Source organism: Mycobacterium sp. Root265, assembly GCF_001428895.1.
Classification (GTDB): domain Bacteria; phylum Actinomycetota; class Actinomycetes; order Mycobacteriales; family Mycobacteriaceae; genus Mycobacterium.
The window spans coordinates 673148-693406 of sequence record NZ_LMJA01000001.1 but is presented as its reverse complement, the minus strand read 5'-3'; the positions used below and the strand labels follow the sequence as shown (position 1 = coordinate 693406).

The 20259-nt window shown below is 65.8% G+C and carries 19 protein-coding genes and 2 pseudogenes; 13 read left to right on the top strand and 8 right to left on the bottom strand.

The annotated features are described in order from the left end of the window. The 4 genes and pseudogenes from ASE48_RS03255 to ASE48_RS33295 form a co-directional block, all read left to right on the top strand. On the top strand, window positions 1-282 hold a 282-nt coding region (locus ASE48_RS03255), incomplete at its 5' end, for a fumarylacetoacetate hydrolase family protein (protein WP_327049638.1). Between the two features lie 9 nt (window positions 283-291). Beyond that, window positions 292-1416, top strand: coding sequence for an acetaldehyde dehydrogenase (acetylating) (locus ASE48_RS03250; protein WP_082613953.1), 1125 nt, complete (start codon window positions 292-294; stop codon window positions 1414-1416). Further along, window positions 1413-2206: pseudogene (gene dmpG, locus ASE48_RS03245) on the top strand (4-hydroxy-2-oxovalerate aldolase); the annotation flags it as partial. The gene ASE48_RS03250 and the pseudogene dmpG, both read left to right, overlap by 4 nt. Before the next feature lie 84 nt (window positions 2207-2290). Continuing rightward, window positions 2291-2566: pseudogene (locus ASE48_RS33295) on the top strand (4-hydroxy-2-oxovalerate aldolase); the annotation flags it as partial. A 23-nt stretch (window positions 2567-2589) separates the two neighbouring features. Here the strand turns inward: ASE48_RS33295 and ASE48_RS03240 are convergent. Further along, window positions 2590-3150, bottom strand: a complete 561-nt coding sequence (locus ASE48_RS03240) for a TetR/AcrR family transcriptional regulator (protein WP_268766270.1) — start codon at window positions 3148-3150, stop codon at window positions 2590-2592. Between the two features lie 297 nt (window positions 3151-3447). On the opposite strand from ASE48_RS03240, the gene ASE48_RS03235 reads away from it, so the two are divergent. The 3 genes from ASE48_RS03235 to ASE48_RS03225 all read left to right on the top strand — a co-directional run bounded on the left by ASE48_RS03235 (window position 3448) and on the right by ASE48_RS03225 (window position 5183). Next, on the top strand, window positions 3448-3882 hold the full coding sequence (locus ASE48_RS03235) for a nuclear transport factor 2 family protein (protein ID WP_268766268.1): 435 nt from the start codon (window positions 3448-3450) through the stop codon (window positions 3880-3882). Between the two features lie 92 nt (window positions 3883-3974). Further along, window positions 3975-4700, top strand: coding sequence for a peptidase E (locus ASE48_RS03230; RefSeq protein ID WP_057165529.1), 726 nt, complete (start codon window positions 3975-3977; stop codon window positions 4698-4700). Between the two features lie 3 nt (window positions 4701-4703). Further along, entirely contained in the window at window positions 4704-5183 is a 480-nt protein-coding gene (locus ASE48_RS03225) for a GNAT family N-acetyltransferase (RefSeq protein ID WP_057165527.1), read from the top strand. 1 nt (window position 5184) lies between these two features. Here the strand turns inward: ASE48_RS03225 and ASE48_RS03220 are convergent, their stop codons facing one another. The 5 genes from ASE48_RS03220 to ASE48_RS03200 all read right to left on the bottom strand — a co-directional run bounded on the left by ASE48_RS03220 (window position 5185) and on the right by ASE48_RS03200 (window position 10283). Continuing rightward, a complete protein-coding gene (locus ASE48_RS03220; RefSeq protein ID WP_156409025.1) occupies window positions 5185-6009 on the bottom strand; it encodes an alpha/beta fold hydrolase in 825 nt (274 codons plus the stop codon). Between the two features lie 130 nt (window positions 6010-6139). Then, entirely contained in the window at window positions 6140-7132 is a 993-nt protein-coding gene (locus tag ASE48_RS03215; protein WP_057165524.1) for an SIS domain-containing protein, read from the bottom strand. Beyond that, the gene (locus tag ASE48_RS03210) at window positions 7129-8328 is read right to left on the bottom strand and encodes a glucosamine kinase (protein ID WP_057165523.1); all 1200 of its coding nucleotides are present in this window, start codon (window positions 8326-8328) and stop codon (window positions 7129-7131) included. The genes ASE48_RS03215 and ASE48_RS03210 overlap by 4 nt, the downstream gene beginning before the upstream one ends. 21 nt (window positions 8329-8349) lie before the next feature. Then, window positions 8350-9663: a glycosyltransferase gene (locus ASE48_RS03205; protein WP_057165521.1), complete on the bottom strand. Its 1314-nt coding sequence runs from the start codon at window positions 9661-9663 to the stop codon at window positions 8350-8352. Continuing rightward, window positions 9663-10283 carry a TetR/AcrR family transcriptional regulator gene (locus ASE48_RS03200; RefSeq protein WP_057165520.1) on the bottom strand — a complete coding sequence of 207 codons (621 nt, stop codon included), beginning with the start codon at window positions 10281-10283 and terminating at the stop codon, window positions 9663-9665. Before ASE48_RS03200 ends, ASE48_RS03205 begins: the two co-directional genes overlap by 1 nt. 208 nt (window positions 10284-10491) lie before the next feature. Between ASE48_RS03200 and ASE48_RS03195 the strand changes: the two genes are divergently transcribed. From ASE48_RS03195 to ASE48_RS03185, 3 genes are all read left to right on the top strand, one after another. Then, on the top strand, window positions 10492-11880 hold the full coding sequence (locus ASE48_RS03195; protein ID WP_057165518.1) for an NAD(P)/FAD-dependent oxidoreductase: 1389 nt from the start codon (window positions 10492-10494) through the stop codon (window positions 11878-11880). Between the two features lie 13 nt (window positions 11881-11893). Continuing rightward, the gene (locus ASE48_RS03190) at window positions 11894-13351 is read left to right on the top strand and encodes an aminobutyraldehyde dehydrogenase (protein WP_057165612.1); all 1458 of its coding nucleotides are present in this window, start codon (window positions 11894-11896) and stop codon (window positions 13349-13351) included. A 216-nt stretch (window positions 13352-13567) separates the two neighbouring features. After that, on the top strand, window positions 13568-14995 hold the full coding sequence (locus ASE48_RS03185; protein ID WP_057165516.1) for an APC family permease: 1428 nt from the start codon (window positions 13568-13570) through the stop codon (window positions 14993-14995). Window positions 14996-15002: 7 nt separating this feature from the next. Here ASE48_RS03185 and ASE48_RS03180 read toward each other — a convergent pair whose 3' ends face one another. Continuing rightward, complete coding sequence (locus ASE48_RS03180; RefSeq protein WP_057165515.1) at window positions 15003-15362, bottom strand: hypothetical protein; 360 nt, start codon at window positions 15360-15362, stop codon at window positions 15003-15005. A 78-nt stretch (window positions 15363-15440) separates the two neighbouring features. Here ASE48_RS03180 and ASE48_RS03175 point away from each other — a divergent pair, with 78 nt between their 5' ends. Then, window positions 15441-15935 carry an NUDIX domain-containing protein gene (locus ASE48_RS03175; RefSeq protein ID WP_057165514.1) on the top strand — a complete coding sequence of 165 codons (495 nt, stop codon included), beginning with the start codon at window positions 15441-15443 and terminating at the stop codon, window positions 15933-15935. A 5-nt stretch (window positions 15936-15940) separates the two neighbouring features. On the opposite strand, the gene ASE48_RS03170 is transcribed toward ASE48_RS03175, so the two are convergent. Beyond that, window positions 15941-16384: a hypothetical protein gene (locus ASE48_RS03170; protein ID WP_057165513.1), complete on the bottom strand. Its 444-nt coding sequence runs from the start codon at window positions 16382-16384 to the stop codon at window positions 15941-15943. A 330-nt stretch (window positions 16385-16714) separates the two neighbouring features. Between ASE48_RS03170 and ASE48_RS03165 the strand changes: the two genes are divergently transcribed. Beyond that, entirely contained in the window at window positions 16715-18781 is a 2067-nt protein-coding gene (locus ASE48_RS03165; RefSeq protein ID WP_057165512.1) for an adenylate/guanylate cyclase domain-containing protein, read from the top strand. Next, window positions 18778-20187: a mechanosensitive ion channel domain-containing protein gene (locus ASE48_RS03160; protein WP_057165511.1), complete on the top strand. Its 1410-nt coding sequence runs from the start codon at window positions 18778-18780 to the stop codon at window positions 20185-20187. The genes ASE48_RS03165 and ASE48_RS03160 overlap by 4 nt, the downstream gene beginning before the upstream one ends. Window positions 20188-20259: the final 72 nt, after the last annotated feature.

The window sequence follows — 20259 nt, the reverse complement described above, 5'->3', positions numbered from 1 at the left end:
CCGGAGCGGGTGTCGCCCAAGGACATTGACATCAAAAACATCAGCGCCGTGCTTAAACGCAACGGCGAGGTGGTGGCCGAGGGCCGCAGTGACGCTGTGCTGGGCAATCCGGTGACCTCGGTGGCGTGGTTGGCSCGCAAGGTYGATCAGTTCGGGGTGCGTCTTCGTGCGGGTGACATCGTGTTGCCGGGTGCGTGCATGCGTGCGATAGATGCTCGTCCCGGTGACGATTTCGTAGCAGATTTCGACGGGCTAGGTTCAGTTCGTCTTTCTTTCGAATAGGAGCCGTATATGGCTGAGAAGTTGAGTGTCGCGATTGTGGGGTCGGGCAATATCAGCACCGACCTGCTGTACAAGYTGTTGCGGTCRGACTGGTTGGAGCCGCGCTGGATGATCGGKATCGACCCGGMSTCTGAGGGTCTGGCCCGGGCCCGCAAGCTCGGGCTGGAGACCAGTCATGGGGGCGTGGACTGGCTGCTGGCGCAGAATGAGAAGCCCGACATCGTCTTCGAGGCGACCAGTGCCTATGTGCACCGYGATGCCGCRCCGCGCTATGAGGCGGCCGGGATCACCGCGATCGATCTGACCCCGGCYGCGGTGGGGCCGGGGGTGATYCCGCCGGCGAACCTGCGCGCGCATCTGGATGCGCCGAACGTGAACATGGTGACCTGTGGTGGGCAGGCGACCATCCCGATGGTCTACGCCGTGAGCCGCGTGGTGGATGTGTCCTATGCCGAGATCGTGGCGTCGGTGTCCTCGGCGTCGGCGGGTCCGGGGACGCGGGCCAATATCGATGAGTTCACCAAGACCACCAGTGCCGGTGTGCAGCACATCGGWGGSGCGCGTAGCGGTAAGGCGATCATCATYYTGAACCCGGCGGAGCCGCCGATGATCATGCGCGACACCATTTTCTGCGCGATCCCCGAGGACGCCGACCACGACGCGATCACCGCGTCGATCAAGGAGGTCGTCGCCGACGTGCAGACCTATGTGCCCGGCTACCGGCTGCTCAATGAGCCGCAGTTCGATGAGCCCACGGTGTTCAACGGCGGCAATCATCTGGTCACCACGTTCGTGGAGGTGGAGGGCGCCGGTGATTACCTGCCCCCCTATGCCGGGAACCTGGACATCATGACCGCGGCGGCCACCAAGGTCGGCGAGGAAATCGCCAAGGAACGTGTCTCGGCAGCCTATGTGCCCGGCTACCGGCTGCTCAATGAGCCGCAGTTCGATGAGCCCACGGTGTTCAACGGCGGCAATCATCTGGTCACCACGTTCGTGGAGGTCGAGGGCGCCGGTGATTACCTGCCCCCCTATGCCGGGAACCTGGACATCATGACCGCGGCGGCCACCAAGGTCGGCGAGGAAATCGCCAAGGAACGTGTCTCGGCGACGAGCGCAGGAGCACAGGCATGAGTGGCACAGGCGAGATTTTCTTCAACCCGGTGTGGGATGTCCGGATGACCGACACGTCGCTGCGCGACGGGTCCCATCACAAGCGCCACCAGTTCAGCGCGGACGAGGTGCGCTCCATCGTGGCCGCACTCGATGCGGCCGGGGTGCCGGTCATCGAGGTCACCCACGGYGACGGGCTGGGCGGCTCGAGCTTCAACTACGGGTTCTCCAAAACCCCTGAGCAGGAACTGATCAAGCTGGCGGCCCAGACCGCCACGAACGCCAAGATCGCCTTTTTGATGCTGCCGGGTGTGGGCACCAAGGAGGACATCAAGGAGGCGCAGAACAATGGTGGTGAGATCTGCCGGATCGCCACGCACTGCACCGAGGCCGATGTCTCCATCCAGCACTTCGGGCTGGCCCGCGAACTCGGGTTGGAGACGGTCGGGTTTTTGATGATGAGCCACACCATCAGCCCGGAGAAGCTGGCCGCCCAGGCCCGCATCATGGCCGATGCCGGCTGCCAGTGCGTGTATGTGGTCGATTCCGCGGGAGCGTTGGTGCTCGACCAGGTCGCCGACCGGGTGGCCGCGCTGGTCGCCGAACTCGGCGAGGACGCCCAGGTCGGCTTTCACGGGCATGAGAATCTCGGGCTCGGGGTGGCCAACAGCATCGAGGCCGTGCGCGCCGGGGCCAAGCAGATCGATGGCAGCACCCGCCGCTTCGGCGCCGGTGCGGGCAACGCACCCGTGGAGGCCATGATCGGTGTCTTCGACAAGATCGGCGTGAAGACCGGTATCGATTTCTTCGANCCCGCCGCTTCGGCGCCGGTGCGGGCAACGCACCCGTGGAGGCCATGATCGGTGTCTTCGACAAGATCGGCGTGAAGACCGGTATCGATTTCTTCGAGATCGCCGATGCCGCCGAGGATGTGGTCCGCCCGGCCATGCCTGCCGAATGCCTGCTCGACCGTAACGCCCTGATCATGGGTTACTCCGGGGTGTACTCCAGTTTCCTCAAGCACGCCATCCGCCAGTCCGAGCGCTACGGCGTCCCGGCGCATCAGCTGCTGCACCGGGCCGGGCAGCGCAAGCTCATCGGCGGCCAGGAAGATCAGCTCATCGACATCGCCCTGGAAATCAAACGCGAACAAGAGGCGCAGAACGCCTGACTTTCGGCGGGCCGAGTGCAGCGTCAGCCAAGATTGATAGCCACCATGGCGCGCTCCAGGCGCTCGAGCAGATCCCCTACAGAACTGCGCTGCTGGATGATGGCCGGAACATTGGTAGCCCACACATCCGCGATCAGGTCGACGAGCAACCCGCTATGCTCGTCACGAGTGGCACCGAGGGCATTGATGAATATGCTGGCCAATGTATTTCGGCATAGAGCCGCGTTCTCCGCAGCATCGCCATTCGCATAGAGATAGGCGCGAACGGCAGCGTCTGCAAGCACTGGTTGAGCGCACAGCTCGCGCGTCGTCTTCTCGACGACAACCAGCACCCGTTCGATCGGACCGGTCAACAGCCCGAGGTCGCCGTGCCGCGAAGAGATCTCAAGTAGCCATTGGTGCAGACATGCCACGAGGAGATCGTCTTTCGACGCGAAGTACCGGTACACCGTACTCGCCGATACCCCGGCACGTGCAGCCACATTGCGAATCTGCACCGCCGCGTGTCCACTGGTGGCCAAAGCCCTTGCGGCCGAGATGATTCTCGACCGGCGCTGGAGCCGCCTGGGTGCAATCGCGATCACGGCGTGGGTCGGCTGGTCGTACTGAGACTCGAGTTGAGTCGGCAAAAGCACTCCCCGTTTCGAAATCCGCCGACGGCCCGACAGTCGGCGGGTGTCCCTGAGGGGGTATGGATGTCAGCCGTGATCAGTCCGAGGCTCTGGCCCTACCCGATGGCACTGTACGAGCGGACCATTCCGCCGGCGAACTGGTATCTCGGTGAACGGAACGCCGCAACAACGCTTGTCGAGCCCCGACTCAGAATCGTGTGAGGTCATTGCGTACGACGACGACCTCAGCCCACCGAAGGGAAGTGCGCCGTGACACGCGAGGCCATCAGCCGGATCATCGACGAGCGGTGTATCGAGCGGGCTCTGATCGAAGTCGCTCGTGCCATGGATGAACGCGACTGGGACGCGATAAACCAGATACTGGCGTTCGACGCCGTCGGCGACTTCGGCACCGGACGACTCGACGGACGCGCGGCGATCATCGAGATGATCCGAGGATTCATGGACAATTGCGGGGTCACCCAGCACCTGCTCGCCAACATCCTCATCGACGTGGACGGGGATCACGCCACCAGTAGGGCCTACGTACGAGACCTGCACCTGTCGCATAGCAACCCGGACCTGACGTTCCACACTCTCGGCGACTATCACGACCGGTGGGAACGCCGCGACGGACGTTGGTGGCTGGTTGAGCGGATCAAGGACAACCGTGGCACCGTCGGCTCTCTGGACGTCTTCGCCTAGGCCGAGGCTGTCAGCGTGGGTGGCAGCCAATCGGTCCGCGACGAGTCGATAAGTGGGTTGATCCGACCGGATTCCGCGCCTACCGTCGCACCATGCCCGCAGACGCACCGACCATCCTGGCCACCAGTGGAGGTATCGGTCCTGGACTGCGCACCCGGCTCGCCTTCACCGCATTGACCGACCTCGCCGTCGAACTGGCCGGGGTGACCGGCCGCGCACCGCGGATCTGCTTTCTTGCCACCGCAATGGGCGATGACAAGACGGTGCTGCATTACCTGACCGAGGCCGCGCAGAGCAGAGGCTTCTCGGCGTCGCACGTATCGCTGTTCCCGATGCCGACGGTCGAGGATGTCACCGCGCACCTGCTCGATCAGGACGTGGTGTGGGTGTTCGGTGGCAGCGTCGCCGGTCTGCTGGCGATGTGGCGCCTCCACGGGGTCGACGCCGCGATGCACGCGGCGTGGCAGGCGGGGGTGGTCTTGACCGGGATCTCGGCCGGTTCTATCTGCTGGCATGCCGGTGGCACCACCGATTCGTTCGGGCCGCAGTTGCGTCCGATCACCGACGGTCTGGGTTTTGTGCCCTATGCCAACGGCGTGCACTACGACTCGGAGCCCCAGCGCCGCCCACTGCTGCATTCCCTGGTCGGCGAAGGGGTGCTCCGGGCTGCCTACGCCACCGACGACGGCGCCGGAATCCTCTATCGGGGAACAGCATTCGTCGAGGCCGTGGCCGAGAATGACTGTGCCGGCGCCTACTTCGTCGAAGCCCGCGACGGTGTGGCGGTGGAGACGGCCCTCGATGTGCGGCGGCTGTAACCGATGCACCACACCGATTTCCGGCCGGCCACCGCCGATGACTTCGCGTTCTTCTTCCAGTTGCACAAGGACACCCTGGGTCCCTATGTCGAGCAGGTCTGGGGATGGGACGACGAGGTTCAACGCACCTACCTGCAGCGCACGATCGACTACGACACCACCCAGGTCATCGTCGTCGAGGGGACCGATGCCGGACGGCTGAAGGTGGAACGGCGACCGCAGGGGGTCTACCTGGGCCTGATCGAGATCGCCCCGTCTCATCAAGGACGCGGCATCGGCACACAGATCGTGCGCAGCCTTCTGGACGAAGCCTTCGCCGACGGCAAGCGCGTATGTCTCAATGTGTTGCGCGTCAACACTTCTGCCTACCGCCTGTACCGCCGGCTCGGATTCGCCCAGGCGGCCGCCACAGAAGTCAGGTTCCAGATGGTGGCAGAGCCGCCGCCACTTCGCCACGGACTGAACCAGACTGCCCGCCGCTGATCTACGTGATGGACCAGAACTCGAGCAGGGTTCGGATTGTCGCCACCAAAGGGAGCGGTTGGTCCAGCATCGGGTGGTGCCCGGCCTCGGCGAGTTCGACGAATGGACCCCGCAGCTGCAGCAGGGAACGAATCTGGTCGGCCATCGGCGGTGGCACCAGGCCGTTCTCACACCGCAAATACCCTATCCGGCAGGGAATTCGGGCGAAGACATTCTCCAGGATCTCCTCGTCTGCCGACGTCTCTTCAAGCCGTAGCCCGCCGAAGATCTCGGGGTCGAACTTCCATACCCACCCGCTGTCGGCCTTGCGGACGGACTGCGCGGCGATATGGCGTTCGATGAAGGGCAGTGTCACCGGTTGCGTGGGCACCGCTCGGAAGCGGGCCAGGATTTCTGCCTCGGTGCGGTATCCGGGAGTGTCTCGGCGACGGGTGGCCAACCGCGATTCCTCGGGAATGCGGTCACGCAGCGGTGAATCGATGACCAGCACGCTGTCGATCTGCTGCCCGTAGCGGGTGGCGGCCGCCGCGCCGACCCATCCGCCCATGCTGTGACCGACGACGGCGGGCCGGGCCGACGATCCGGAGGCCTCCGCCGCGGCGAGAACCTCGCGCGCCCACATCGACATGGAGTATTCCGGACGTGTGCCGCTGTCACCGTGCCCGCTCAGGTCGAGAGCGACGACCCGGTGGGTGGGGGTGAGCAGGGGAGCGATGTGATCCCACCATCCCGAGTGCGCGCCGCCGCCGTGGACGAGCACCAGCGGTGGCCTATCGGTATCGCCCCACAGCCGCAGCTGGATGCGGCACCCGCGGACGTCGACCATGGAGTGTTCCGGCCGCACAGCAAGGGCGGTGTTGAACCATTCCGGTACGTCGACCAGCGGTTCCGGACCCGACGGCTTACCGCGCCGGAAGTTGAGACTCACCTTGAGCAGTGTGTCGCATCCGCCTGACCTACCCGTCACCCGGCCCCGCGGAGTCCCCGTTCGCCGCCTGCCAGTCCCGAGCCGCGACCAGTTCCGGAATGAGCGGCTCGGTCAACAACCGGACATCGTCGACGTCGTCCCCCGGGTAACGCACCGTATGGGTGGCGGTGGGCACATCGCCACCCACCCCGACCACCGTCGTACCGCGCGGGCCGGTCCATTCGGCCATCTGGGCTTCCCACTTCGACCCGGCGAACACCAGCATCCGCAGATCGCTGTTCTTGGTGCGGTACACGTCGACATGACTCCAGTCGCCGGTCTCGCACCCGATCGCTGAGCGCCGCGGTCCCTCCCGGAGCATCAACGCACCCTGCTGGGCAGAGGAGAAACGATGTGCCGGGGCCACCAGATGTGTCTCCGCCTCTCCGAGCAGCGATTCCGAAACCTGGGGACGCCAATCGCTTTCGGCGGCCAGCAGCCACTCACTCGCGTGCGCCGCCGACTCCACGGCCGCGATCAGGTCGGCGGTGGAGGTCCCGGTCAGTTGACATTCGAGCGCCATCAACATCGCCAGGGTGTGCTGGTAGCTGCGGCAGGCCACGCCGCCCACTTCGGGTTCGGCCAACAACTCGACGGTGTCGGCGCAGCGGGTGGTGATGGTGGACCCGGGTGTGTTGGTCAGCGCCACGGTATGCGCCGAACCATCGAGGCGTTCCAGAGCATCGAGCGTCTCGACCGATCCGCCGGTCGCCGAGGTGGCCACCACGAGGGTGCCCGGCCCCCATCGGGGCAGCAACTCCGAGGACGCGATCTCGGACACCGCGCAGATGCCGCGGGCCCGCAGCCGCGCGGCGGCGATGCCGCCGGCGTAGGCCGAGGAGCCCATGCCCAGCAAGACGACGCGTTCGACATCGGCGGGAACGGTGTGCGCCCACGGGTTCCGTGTCGCCAGTGCACCGGCCAGATTGGTCAGCACGTCGGGCTTGCGGGCGAGATCGGTGGCGAATCCGTCGGGTTTCATCGGCTCGTTTCGTTGAGTAGGGCGGGCAGCGCCGCGTCCGGGACGTACATCCAGCGCGGTAGGTGACGGCCCGCGTAGACGATCTCACGCAGCACCTGTTGCAGGCGGAAGGCGCCGAGGGCGTTATCGATGTGCAGGTCGGTATTGCCCCGGTGGGTCAACCTGCCGAGGTACGCGTCGTACAACGCCGCCCGCGACACCGCGTCGACCTCGGCGAGGGTGTCCGCACCGAGATCGGAGCGTTTGACGGCGACGATGGCGACGTGGGACAGCGACTGCAGGATGCCGGCAAGATCGACGGCGGCCGGTACGGGTAGGACGCGTTCGGCAGGCGGGAGCACCGGATTGCCGTCGAAATCGGTGATGAACAGCCGATCGTCGGCGCGCAACACCTGACCGACGTGCAGGTCACCGTGTGCATCGAGCACCGGCACATCCACCAGTCCGGACAGTCCGTCCAGGATGCGCTCGATATCGTCGGCGCGCTCGGTGAGCAGCACGGCGTTGGCCGGACCGGCGAGCAGGCGTGCCTGGGCCAAGGTGTCGAAAGCGCTGTCGCGCCAACGTGTCGCGTCCTCGGACGTCGACCGGGTCGATGTGCTGCCCAGCGCCGCGTGCATGTCGGCGACCACGATTCCCAGGGCGCCGCAGGTTTCGGTGACGACACCGAGATCGCCGCTGGTGGCCGCGGCGATGAACAGATCCTTCGCCCAGGTCCAGCCGTCGACGGCACCCGGAAGGTAGCCGTTCACCGTGGCGACCAGGGTTTCGTCGCCACCCTGCGGTGTCCAGGTGACCACACCCCACGGGGTCGGCATGGATGTGAACCCGGCGGCAGTGAGGGCCGCGAGCCTGCCCGGCGCGGGATGCGGCCCGGGCTGCAGATGGGTCGCCCACTTCACCACGGCCAGCTCGCCGACGATGACCGACTCGTTGGTCTGGTCGACGGTGACCGGACGTTCGGTGCCCGGCCGGTACCGCTCGGTCCATGACACCACGGAGAACCGGCCGTGCGACGAAGTGCCGGGGGCCTGGGCGAGCAGGCGCAACAGCGCGTCGGCGGTGCCGTCGCCCGCCGTCGCGCGCTGCCAGCCACCGGATGCCCAGACCACGGGAACAGCCGACAACGTCCCGTCGTGATCGACGATGGCCAGCGCGTGGCCATCGTCGAGCGCGAGGAGATCGGTGGGATCCATTGACCCGTCGGGCAACACGGGTCAGCCGCTGGCCGTCTGGTGCGACAAACCGGTGCGTTCGATGACGTCGGCGGCCACGCTGAGGCCATCGCGTGCGCGGACAGCCGCACCGATCTTGGACACCCGGTCGCGCAGTTCCTGATCGGCCAGGATCGTGTCCACGGCGGCGGTCAGTTCGGCATCGGCGAAATGGTAGGTGTCCAACCGCACGCCCAGCTTCAATTCGTCGATGCGCTGGGCATTTTCGTACTGATCCCAGAACAGCGGCAGCACGATCAGCGGCTTCCCGAAATGCAGGGCCTCGGTGGTGGTGTTGTTGCCGCCGTGCGAGATCACCGCATCCACGAGGGGGATGATCCTGGTCTGCGGCAGCATCTGCGCTCCGACCATGTTGTCGGCCAGCGTGATCTTGTCCGACTGCGGGCCCTTGCTGACGATGAAGCGGTGCCGGGTGGTCCCGAGGATGTCGACCAGCCGCTGCATCAGCGACACGTCAGCCGCGCCGAGCGAACCCAGCGACAGATAGAGCAGTGCGCTTTCCTCCGGGCGGTCGGCCATGGCGGCGGGCAGTTCGTAGTCCTCGTCGGTCTCGCGGATGCTGGAATCCACTCGCGTCCACGATGCGTCCAACGGCCGCCTGTCGACGTAGTCCGCCTCGGCCGGATAGATGTAGATGGTGGCCGCGTTGTCGCGCGGCATGAACTCCAGATCGGGTAACGGCGCCCCACCCTGTTCGCGTACCCAGGCGTCGAAGTCTTCCCACAGCGGCCGCAACGCGCGGTCCAATTCGGCACGATATCCCGGCCATTCGGATCTGTCGTCACTGGGCAGACCCGAAAAAGGCGGCGGGACATCAGGTCCGGGCACTTCCAGCGGGCTGCAGGAGATGAACCGCACGAACGGCTTACCCGCGGTGGACAGCGCCGGAAACAGCACCACGTTGTCTTCGACGATCACATCGGGTTGGTGCTTGTCGATGATCTCGCGTAGGCGTGGTTCGCAGTACTTGGCGCCGTCGATGAGCGCCTGGTAGGTGGGACCGATGAAGGTCTCCAGCTGGTCGAGGGTCGGCTTGGCGAATTCGGGGGCCGTCTCGGCGATGAAGTCGGTCCAGAACTGGCCCGCGTCACCGTCTTCGGCGCCCTCGACAGGAGCGGCCAGATCGACGAGTTCCTCGATGAACCCGTACTTGGCGATCTTTCCCGCCCACGAGGATTCGGCGGCGAAGACGATGGTGTGGCCGCGGTCGCGGAGCTTGGCTGCGACGCCGATGCATTGATTGGTGGGTCCGTAGGCGGACTCCGGCCAGAACATTATGGTCAACGCCTGGGACATCATTCGGTCCTTTCGCCGTCAGCGCAGCGGGGTAGGGGATGGCCGGTAGCCACCCGCGCGTAATCGAGAATCAGTTCGGTGGACGCGTCGGCATCCAGACTCGGATGGCGGGCCACCATGCGGTATCCATAGGCGTCTTCCAGCGCCACGATGTTGCGCGCGATGGTCAGCGACGGTGACGTCAACGTGAAGACGCCCCGGGCGGCACCCGATTCCAGGATGACCTGGTACATCGCCACCTGGCGGTCGAAGAGCGCGGTGAGCAACACCGCGTAGGTCGGGTACCGGCCGGCGGCCCCGCCGAGCTCGCAGAGCAGTTTGACTGCCGGGTCATCGGAGTCGACCGGCAGACCGGACTCGATGGTGAGCACCAGACGGCGGTCGGGTTCGGCGATGCCCTCGATGCGGCGGAGGCGGTCATCGTAAAACCGCTCCATGCCCGCCCTGTTGGCCTCCACGAGGAGCGTCTGCACGTCGGGAAAGTGGTACAGGACGGCGCCCGAGGTGAGCCCGGCCTCGGCCGCGACCTGATTGAGCTGGACGTCCGCGCCGTGTTTCATCACCGCCCGTTGTGCGGCGTGCAGCAGGTTGGCGCGTCGTTCGGTGCGGCTGACCGCCACGGGGTCCCTCCTACTCGTCTGTCATGAGTCACCGTGCCAGACAGGCTGCCATAGCGGAAGCATTTCTTGAAGAGAAACTCAGGTTTTACATAAGTAACCACATTGACATGCAGTTTTTGGTGTTGTGTTCTCTGAACGACAGTGCAACTATCGTCCTGCCATCGACCGAATCAACGATGGCGGTCACCGATCGACAACGGAGCAGGACGTGAGAACCACCGACGAGTTACGTGACGCAGAACCACGGCCCGTGTGGTGGGACGGCGTGCACACCGAACCGCAGACGCAGCCGTTACGCGGGCGTGTCAGCGCGGACCTGGTGGTCGTGGGCGGCGGATATACCGGTCTGTGGGCGGCGATCGAAGCGCTCACCGCGGACCCGGGCCGCCGGGTGGTCGTGCTCGAACAAGCGTGGGTGGGTGCGGCGGCATCGGGGCGCAACGGTGGCTTCGTCTCCGAGTCGCTCACGCACGGCATCGCCCACGGCCAGGCGATGTGGCCCGACGAACTCGACGAGTTGCAGCGCCAAGGCCGGCAGAACGTCGAGCAGATCGCAGATATCCTGCAGCGCAACGAGATCGATGCCGATCTGCGCTTGGTCGGCAAAACGACGCTGGCCAGAACTGCGCACGAAGTCGAGGCGCTGCGCAACGCCGTGCCGAGCTATGCCCGCCACGGCGAGGACGTCGAGTTCCTCGACCGTGAGCAGGTCCGTGCCGACATCCACTCGACCGCCTTCCACGGCGGGCTGCGGATCCACCGCGGCGGCCTGGTCGACCCGATGGCGCTGGTGCTCGGATTACGCCGCTTGGCAGAGGAATTGGGTGCCGTCATCTTCGAACGGTCGCCGGCCACCGGGATCACCCGGACCGGTGGCAACCTCACCGTGCGCAGCACATACGGCGAGGTCGACACGTCACACATCGTGCTCGCCACCAACGCCTATCCGCCGTTGTTGCGGCGGCTGAAGTCCTGGATTCTTCCCGTCTACGACTACGTGCTCGCGACGGCACCGCTGACCGCCGGTCAGCTTGACTCGATCGGCTGGACGCAGAACCAGGGACTCACCGACGCCGGCAACCAGTTCCACTACTTCCGCCGCACCCGCGACGACCGCATCGTGTGGGGCGGCTATGACGCGATCTACCACTACGGCAACGCCGTCGCCCCCGAACTCGAACAGCGCGACCGGTCACACCGACTGCTGGCCCGGCACTTTCGCGAAACATTCCCTCAGCTTGAGGACCTGCCGTTCACCCACCGCTGGGGTGGCGTCATCGATACCACCAGCAGGTTCACGCCGATCTTCGGAACAGCATTCAACGGGCGCCTGGCCTACGCGGTCGGCTTCACCGGCCTCGGTGTGGCATCGACGCGTTTCGGCGCGCGCGTAGCCCTGGATCTGCTGGGCGGGCGGCCGACCGAACGCACCAGCCTTCGGGCCGTCACCAGCAGCGCCGTGCCGTTCCCGCCCGAACCGCTGCGCTGGTCGGCGGTCGAGATGACCCGTGCGGCCTTGGCCCGTGAGGACGAAACAGGCCGCAGGGGAATGCTTCTGCGCACCCTGGACCGCTTCGGTGTGGGCTTCAACAGTTGACAGGAGTATGCGCATGACCGCAGGACTGTTCCATCGGGGTGAACGGATCGCCGGCTCCGGCGGCGAACGCACTCTGGTCGACCCGTCGACAGGGGAGCCCACGACGACGATCTCCGAGGCGTCGATCCAGGACGCCGAGTGCGCCGTCACGGCCGCGGCCGAAGCCTTCCCAGGGTGGTCGCGCCGGACTGCCGGCGAGCGCGCGCGGGTGCTGCTGCGCTGGGCCGACCTGATCGACGCCCATGCTGCCGAGCTCACCGCACTGGAGGTCGCCGAAACGGGCAAGCCTGAGTCGGTTTTCCGCGACGGTGAGCTGCCTTTCGGCACCGACAATCTGCGCTTCTTCGCAGGGGCGGGCCGCTCCCTGGAGGAGACCGGTGCCGGCCTGCTCAGCGAGGGGTACACGTCGATGATCGTGCGCCGGCCCGTGGGTCCCGTCGTCGGCATCGCGCCATGGAACTTCCCGATGATCATGGGGCTGTGGAAGATCGGGCCCGCGCTGGCCGCCGGCAACACCATCGTCATCAAGCCGGCGCCCTCGACCCCGTCGACCACGCTCTACATCGCTGAACTCGCGATCGAGGCGGGTGTTCCACCAGGGGTGCTGGAGGTGGTGACCGGTGATCAGGCCGTCGGTGCGGCCCTGGTCGCCGATGAGCGGATACAGCTCGTCTCGATCACCGGATCGACACGTGCCGGTCGTCAGGTCATGTCGACCGCATCGGTCCGCGGCGCCCGGGTTCATCTCGAGCTCGGCGGCAAGGCACCATGTCTGGTGTTCGAGGATGCTCACCTCGACGACGCGGCGCACGGTATCGCGATGGGCGCGACCTACAACTCGGGGCAGGACTGCACCGCGGCGACCCGCGTGTATGCGCACGAATCGATCATCGACGATCTCATCGAACGTCTCACGGTGGCTTTCGGTGCCATCCGCGTCGGCGACCCGCACAAAGCGTCCACCGACATCGGCCCGCTGATCAGTGTCGAGCACCGGGCGCGGGTTCACGGTTTCGTCGAACGTGCCGTCGAGGCCGGCGCCACGGTGCGTACCGGAGGTGTGCTGCCGGAAGGCCCCGGCGCGTATTATCCGCCGACGCTGATCACCGGAGCGGAGCAGTCCGCCGAGATCGTGCAGGACGAGGTCTTCGGGCCGGTCCTGGTGGTGTTGCCGTTCGGCGATGAGGCAGAAGCGATCCGGCTGGCCAACGACTGCCGGTACGGCCTGGCGTCCTCGGTGTGGACCTCGGATGTGGCACGCGCACTGCGCACCGCGCATTCGATCGAGGCCGGTGTGACATGGGTCAACGACCACCTGCCGATCGCCTCCGAGGCGCCACACGGCGGCGTCAAGGCAAGTGGTTTCGGCAAGGACATGAGTCAGGCCGCGGTCGCCGAATACACGGTCGCCCGGCACATCATGGTCAAGCACGCGCCGCGGGTGGCGCACAGTTCGTTCCGACCGTCCTGAATATCACTTCTCCGAGACCGTTCTGGCGCAGCTGTGGCCAGGTCGGTGACGAGTGCTGCTCGACAGCTCGAAAGATGTTGCGCCACAATAATTCAAGAAGCGCTGCGACATTGACGTCGAAGCCTTAACGTGTGAACAACACGCGCGGCCCCTCCTCCCAAGAGGACGCCGCCGGCCTTTCGGATCCACGACCCCACGCACTGGAGGAACACACCTATGACAACCAATAGGGAAGCAGCAGAGCTGCATTCGGTGGACGAGGTGCTGCCGCGCAAGATGCGCTGGTTCGACGGTTTCGCGATGGCGATGACGATGCCCGCCGCGCTGGTAGCCACCCTGGGCGCCTCGATCGCCGGGCTCGGCGGCTGGGGCGCCGCGGTGCTGTGGGCCATCTCGATGGCGATCTCGTTGGCGGTCAACTGGATCTACATCGAGTTGGCGGCGATGTTCCCCAACGCCTCGGGAGGCATCTCGGGCTACGCGGCCGAGGCATGGAAGAAGCGGGTGCCCTGGTTCGCGCCCCTGGCCGGCGTCGGATACTGGCTGCCGTGGGGGTCCAACCTGGCGACCTACGGCTCGTTCACCGGCCTGCTGGTGCAATCCCAGTGGTTCCCCGACCAGGAGTGGACGTATGACCTGGGGCCGCTGCACTTCAGCTTCCCGATCCTCATCGGACTGATCGTCATCTTCGTGCTGTACGGCATCAACGTCATCGGCGTGCGGGTCACCATGGCCTTCGTCTATGTGACCGCGGCGATCCTGATGATCCCGCTGGCCGTATTCATCTTCTTCCCGCTCTTCAACGCCGACTGGGCGCCGATGGACCTGACGTGGAACCTGCACGGCCTGGAGGGTCTGCACACCGCGATCGTCTGGCTGTACGTGATGGCCTGGACCACACTGGGTATCGAGGTCTGCGCGACCTTCGCCTCGGAGTACCGCGATCCGGTCCGGGACACGTCGCGGGCGATCCGGGCATCGGCGCTGTTCTGCCTGGGAGTGTTCTTCCTCGTTCCGCTGACCCTCGGCGGATTCGCCGGTGAAGAGGCGATCGCGGCGGACCCCTCCACCTTCTTCGTGGCGAGCTTCTCGCAGTTGACCGGGGCAGGTGCGGACGTCATGGTGCTGTGCCTGATCGCATCTCTGGTGCTGGTGATGTTGACATCTGTAGCCGACGCGTCGCGGGTCCTGTTCAACATGGGCAAGGAAGGCATCACCGTGCGCTCCATGGGCAAGCTCAACCGCCGCGGTGTTCCCATCCGCGCACTCAACGTGATGCTGGTGCTCAACATCGTTCTGCTGGTGGTCCTTCAGCAGCCGCTGGCGATCATCGTCACCGGCAACCTCGGCTACATCCTGGCCCACGTGCTGGCGGTGACCGGTTTCGCGCTGTTGCGCAAGGACCGTCCCGACGCGGTGCGCCCGATCCGCCTTCCGCGGGTCTTCGTGCCGGTGTCGATCGGTCTGGCGATTCTGCTCTCGGTGATGCTGGTGGTCGGCGCGACCGGGTTCTCGGTGACGGGATACGGCGGCGTGCTCGAACTCGGCATCGCCGGGTCGATCCTGGCAGCCGGTGTGGTGCTGTGGTGGTTCGTCCAACGCAGTGACCGGCGAGACGATGCCCGGGTGAACGCGACAGACTGAGCGACGGTCACTGACCGTAGGTGAAACGTAGATTGGCGTTGATGAGTTCGCCGAGACGGTGCCGTATACGGCTCACCAGGTCGGTGTCGGGTTCGGGCTCGTCCATGCACAGGGTCCAGCGCAGGTCTGTGCCGCCGTCATCGGTGGCCGTGAGGTCGAACCGCACGATCGCGTCGGGGCGCTCGGGCCACAGCGACGACCAGACGACCAGGCGTGCCGGATCACTTTCGAGGACGGTCGGTGCGATCTCGTCATCTTTCACCTCGAGCCAGGGACGTGCCGGTTGGCGGTGAGGGTCGCACAGATCCTCGAACAAGGCCCATGGCGGCGCGGGCTGGCTGCGCCTTCGGGTTGCGATTTCCTTCATGCGTTGCCCCGGTGTCTGGATTGTCGTCGATTGAGGTGACCGCACCTGGTGTGCGATTCCACCCCTCATGATGGTGTCATGGGCGACTCGCAGGTATCAGCCGATCGGTACTACGCGCATCTAGCCCGTGTCCGCCAAGGCGCCGGCGCGCTCATCACGACCGACGACGGCCGCATCGTGATGATTGACACGACCTACCGCGACTTCTACGAAATCCCGGGCGGTGCGGTCGAAGCCGGAGAGTCCGCACCGGCCGCATGCGCGCGGGAGTGCCGAGAAGAACTCGGAATCGACGTGGCGGTCGGGCGGCTGCTCGCGGTCGAACACCAGAACGACGGCGACGAGCGCGGCGATTCGGTCATGTTCGTCTACGACGGCGGGTCGGTCGCATCCGGGGACCTCGCACGACGTAGTCCGGATCCGGAAGTCGCGGCTGTGGTACTCGTCGAGCCGGCGGACCTGGACGCGGTGACTGTCCCGCGCTTGGCCGACCGCATCCGTGGAGCGCTGAGCGCACGTGAGAACCGTTGCCTGCACGAGGCTGTCGACGGCAGGTCCCGCTTCGACGGCTGAAGCCGCTACTTCACCCGGTCCAGCCAGCGTGCGATGCGTGGCTCGAACACCGCGAGCAGAATTCCCGCGACCAGCCACACCCCGGACAGCGCGACGGTGGTGTTCCACGCGTCCATCGAGAAGCCCTCGTCATCTTCGGTGTGGAAGTACGGGGTGACGATGCCGTATTCGATGGCCGGTGCCACCGCGATGCTGAACGCGAGACCCGTTGTGGCGCCGAAGGCCCCGCGCAGCAGGTAGGAGCGCGGGCTGCCGTTGGTCGGCGCGGCGTGATGGTGGGCGAGCAGGATCAGCAGCAGCATCAGACCGATGACGACCGCCAGGATGTCCCAGTCCTCGCCGGCGAAGATGAAGGCGACGGCCCCACCTACCGTGGCCAGGGCCAGCGCGCCGGGATCGACGCGGTGCTGCACATGCAGGGTTGGTGTGCCCTGGTCATCGGCTGCCATGACTGAACTTTATTGCGGCTGCGCAGATAATTCGGCGCGAATCGCCGCCGCACAGCCAAAAGCCGCGGCGCCGGCGCGGTGCCTCGTCGTCTCGCGCCCGAGCAGTGGTTTGGCTTGATTCGCGAAAGGTCGCCGCGTATTCGGTCATCGCGGCATATCTTGATGACCTAATCAGTCGGTACGCGGTGGGTGCGGCAGCGCGTTCTTTGCGTCTCGGCGATGGTTCCGATCGTCCGATGGAAGAGGTCGCTTGTGGCATCACGCTTCGCCCGTTCAGGTGGGCCGCGTCGGTCGCTCGGCATTCAATCCAAATTGTTGATCGTATTGCTCGTGGTCAGTGTCTTGTCGGTGCTCGTCGCCGGCGCCATCGGATATGTGTCGGGCACAGACTCGTTGCGTAGCGCGGAATTCGCCCGGATGACGCAGCTCCGGGAGTCCCGGGCGCGGGAAATCACCGCCTATTACCGAATGATCACCGACGCCGCCTCGATCGTCACGCACGGGACGACGACGGTGAACGCTGCCCGCGAATTCGGTGCGGCCTTCGCCGAACTCGAATCCACCCCGCCGCCGCCCGACGCCGAGGCCAACGTGGCGAAGTTCTACGAAACGGTGTTCGCACCCGAGTTGAGTGCCCGCACCGGTGAGCCGGCCGACCCGACGCTGTTCGAGCCGACCGGCAACGCGGCCATCTACCTGCAGAACGCCTACACGGTTCCGGCCGGGGGCGACTTCGAGAAGGCACTGGCGGTGCGGACAGCCGGTGATCCCAGTGCGTGGTCGGCGGTGAACGCGCGCTATCAGAGCTTTTTCGCGGACCTGACGACGAGGTTCGGTTTCGAGGACGCGCTGGTGCTCGATACCAACGGCAATGCCGTCTACACCGCCTACAAGGGTGCGGACCTCGGGACGAATTTGTTCACCGGGCCCTACCGGACATCGTTGTTGGCCGACGGTTATCGCGAGGCGCTGCAAGCCACATCGGTCGACCAGACCTTCGTCACCGACTTCGAGCGCTATCCGCCCTCCTATGACAAGCCGACGCCGTGGGTACTGTCACCGATCGGCAGCGGCGGCAACATCGTGGGAGTTCTCGCCCTGCAGATGTCGCTGGACGGCATCAACAATGTGATGACCGGTGCCAACGGCTGGGAGCAGGACGGACTGGGGGCGACCGGCGAAACCTATCTCGCCGGCTCCGACAAGTTGATGCGTTCGGCCTCCCGTGAGCTGGTGACCAATCCTGACGGTTATATCGACGCGGTGGTCGACAACGGCACGCCCACCGACGTCGCCGAACGGCAGGTGGCGGTCAACGGAAGCGTCCTTCTGCAGCCCGTCGACACGCTGGCGGTCAACAATGCGCTGGCCGGTGAATCCGGCGTGGTGACCGATGACGACTACATCGGTCCGGCCTCACTGGTGGCCTATATGCCGTTGGACATTCCGGGCCTGGATTGGGTGCTGGTCGCCAAGATCGACGAGAACGAGGCACTGGCCCCGGTCAACAGGTTCGCCCGTAACATCGCGCTGTCGACCGCCGCCATCGTGTTGGTGGTGTGCATCCTGGCGTTGCTGCTCAGCCGGATGCTGACACGTCCGTTGACGCAGTTGGCTTCGGCCGTGCGCCGGGTGACCGGAGGTGAACTGGGAGTCAGCGTCCCGGTGACGACCCAGGATGAGTTCGGTGACCTGGCCGCGGAATTCAACAATATGAGCGACAGCTTGAGAACGAAGCAGGCACTGATCGACGAACAACGCCGGGAGAACGACGAACTTCTGGCCTCGTTGATGCCGGAGTCGGTCGCCCGTCGATTCCGCGGGGGCGAGAAGACAATCAGCAGCGATTACCGCGACGTCTCGGTGATCTACGCAGAGCTGTTGAACTACAAGGATTTCAGCCGGTCGTTGGCGTCCGACGAATCGGTGCGGCTGCTCAACACGCTGTTCGAGTCCTTCGATGCGGCAGCCGAACACCACGGCATCGAGCGGGTGCGTGGCTTGCACAACGGATTTCTGGCGACCTGCGGGCTGGTCACTCCGCGAGTCGACCACGCCAGCCGCACCGTCGCTTTCGCGATCGAACTCGCGGAGGTGATCGAGCTGTTCAACAAGCAGCACAACGCGGGGTTGACGGTGCGGGTCGGCATCGACAGCGGCCCGGTGTCCAGCGGGCTGATCGGCCAACGCACCAGGATCTACGACCTGTGGGGTGAGGCGGTCGATCTCGCGCACCGGGTGCATGCGGCCGCAGATCGACCCGGCATCTTCGTCAGCGACCGCGTGCACACCAGCCTCACGGGCTTCTACACGTTCGAAGAAGCGGGCACGGTGACGACCAACGACGGCACCGAAACCGTCTGGGCACTGCAGATTCCGACCCGGGTGACGTCATGAACGCGCTGATCTCACAACCGTGGTTCTGGCCGACCGCCATTGTCGTGGTCGCGCTTCCCGTGGCGCTGTTGATCCTCAACGAGGTGCAGCAATATCTGTCCCGCCGGCACAGCAGCTACGCCCGTCCGGTGGCGCTGCTGCGCAACGCGGTGTTACCGGCGCTGGCGCTGCTCATCCTGGTCGATCAGCTCAACGACACCGACGCCGAGGCAACCTGGCCACGGCTCGCGGCGACGATGTTCGGTTTCCTGGTCATCCTGTTTGCCCTGTCGGGGGCCAATGCGGCCCTGTTCGGTCAAGCCCGTGCCGGTAGTTGGCGGGAACGGCTGCCCTCGATCTTCATCGACCTCGGCCGGCTCATCGTCATCGCGATCGGACTGGGCGTTCTGTTCTCCTGGGTGTGGGGGACCGATATCGGGGGGCTGTTCGCCGCGGTCGGTGTGACATCCATCGTCATCGGTCTCGCGGTGCAGACGGCGGTCGGCCCGGTCATCGCCGGGCTGTTCCTGCTCTTCGAGCAGCCCTTCCGCATCGGAGACTGGCTGGACACCCCGTCGGGGAAAGGTCGTGTCCTCGAAGTCAACTGGCGTTCCATTCACATCGACACCGGCAACGGCATCCAGATCGTCCCGAACGCGACGTTGGCCGGCGCGTCGTTCACCAACCTCAGTCGCGTGCACGGTGCCGCTTTCTATACGACCGCGACACTCGCGTTTGCCGCCGATGACCGGCCGGGCACCGTCGTCGAGACCCTCAGGGCCGTCGCCGATGCCCTTCCCGCCAAACTGGCCGACGTCGACTCGCGAGTATCCGCGTTGGGCGCCGGCGAATACCGGGTGTCGGTGCCGATCGGATCACCCGCCGAGGACGGCTCGACCAAAAATGCGCTGCTGCAGCGGACCTGGTATGCGGCGCGGCGCGCCGGTTTGCACCTCGACGAAGCCGACGGCGGATTCGGCGACGACACTCACATCGCCGCCCACCCCCGCCGGATCGCGTCGGCTCTGGGCCTGGACGAGGAGACCGTCGCCGACATGATCGCCGAAAGCCGTCAGCTGATCTACTGCCGGGGGGAGGTCGTCCAAGAGGTCGGATCGGTGCCGGATGCGCTTGCTTTCATCGTCGCCGGGGAACTGGAGCTGACGGTGATCACCGACATCGGCGAGCAGGTTGCCGTCGGGCGACTCGAGGTGGGGGACTACATCGGGACCACCGCGTTGACCCGTCAGCCGGTCCTCACCGGGGCGGTCGCGCTGACCGACACCACCTTGCTCGCCATTCCCCGCCGCACCATCAGCTCTGTGGTACAGAACAATCCGCAGCTGGCCAGGATGTTGGGCGAAGCCATCGAACTGCGCCGCCGTGCAGCAGAGGACGCGCGCGGCGCTCAGGTGCAACCGACCTGACCGGGCCCCCCGAACACACAAAAGCAGGGAGCCTGCCGTTCGGGGGGTACGGCAGGCTCCCTGGGTTTTGGT

Coding starts and splice junctions, on each gene's coding strand:
- ASE48_RS03190 (WP_057165612.1), top strand. CDS start 11,894: ATGACCGCAGGACTGTTCCATCGGGGTGAACGGATCGCCGGCTCCGGC.
- ASE48_RS03185 (WP_057165516.1), top strand. CDS start 13,568: ATGACAACCAATAGGGAAGCAGCAGAGCTGCATTCGGTGGACGAGGTG.
- ASE48_RS03205 (WP_057165521.1), bottom strand. CDS start 9,663: ATGTCCCAGGCGTTGACCATAATGTTCTGGCCGGAGTCCGCCTACGGA.
- ASE48_RS03215 (WP_057165524.1), bottom strand. CDS start 7,132: ATGAAACCCGACGGATTCGCCACCGATCTCGCCCGCAAGCCCGACGTG.
- ASE48_RS03160 (WP_057165511.1), top strand. CDS start 18,778: ATGAACGCGCTGATCTCACAACCGTGGTTCTGGCCGACCGCCATTGTC.
- ASE48_RS03175 (WP_057165514.1), top strand. CDS start 15,441: ATGGGCGACTCGCAGGTATCAGCCGATCGGTACTACGCGCATCTAGCC.
- ASE48_RS03220 (WP_156409025.1), bottom strand. CDS start 6,009: ATGGTCGACGTCCGCGGGTGCCGCATCCAGCTGCGGCTGTGGGGCGAT.
- ASE48_RS03230 (WP_057165529.1), top strand. CDS start 3,975: ATGCCCGCAGACGCACCGACCATCCTGGCCACCAGTGGAGGTATCGGT.
- ASE48_RS03210 (WP_057165523.1), bottom strand. CDS start 8,328: ATGGATCCCACCGATCTCCTCGCGCTCGACGATGGCCACGCGCTGGCC.
- ASE48_RS03170 (WP_057165513.1), bottom strand. CDS start 16,384: ATGGCAGCCGATGACCAGGGCACACCAACCCTGCATGTGCAGCACCGC.
- ASE48_RS03180 (WP_057165515.1), bottom strand. CDS start 15,362: ATGAAGGAAATCGCAACCCGAAGGCGCAGCCAGCCCGCGCCGCCATGG.
- ASE48_RS03225 (WP_057165527.1), top strand. CDS start 4,704: ATGCACCACACCGATTTCCGGCCGGCCACCGCCGATGACTTCGCGTTC.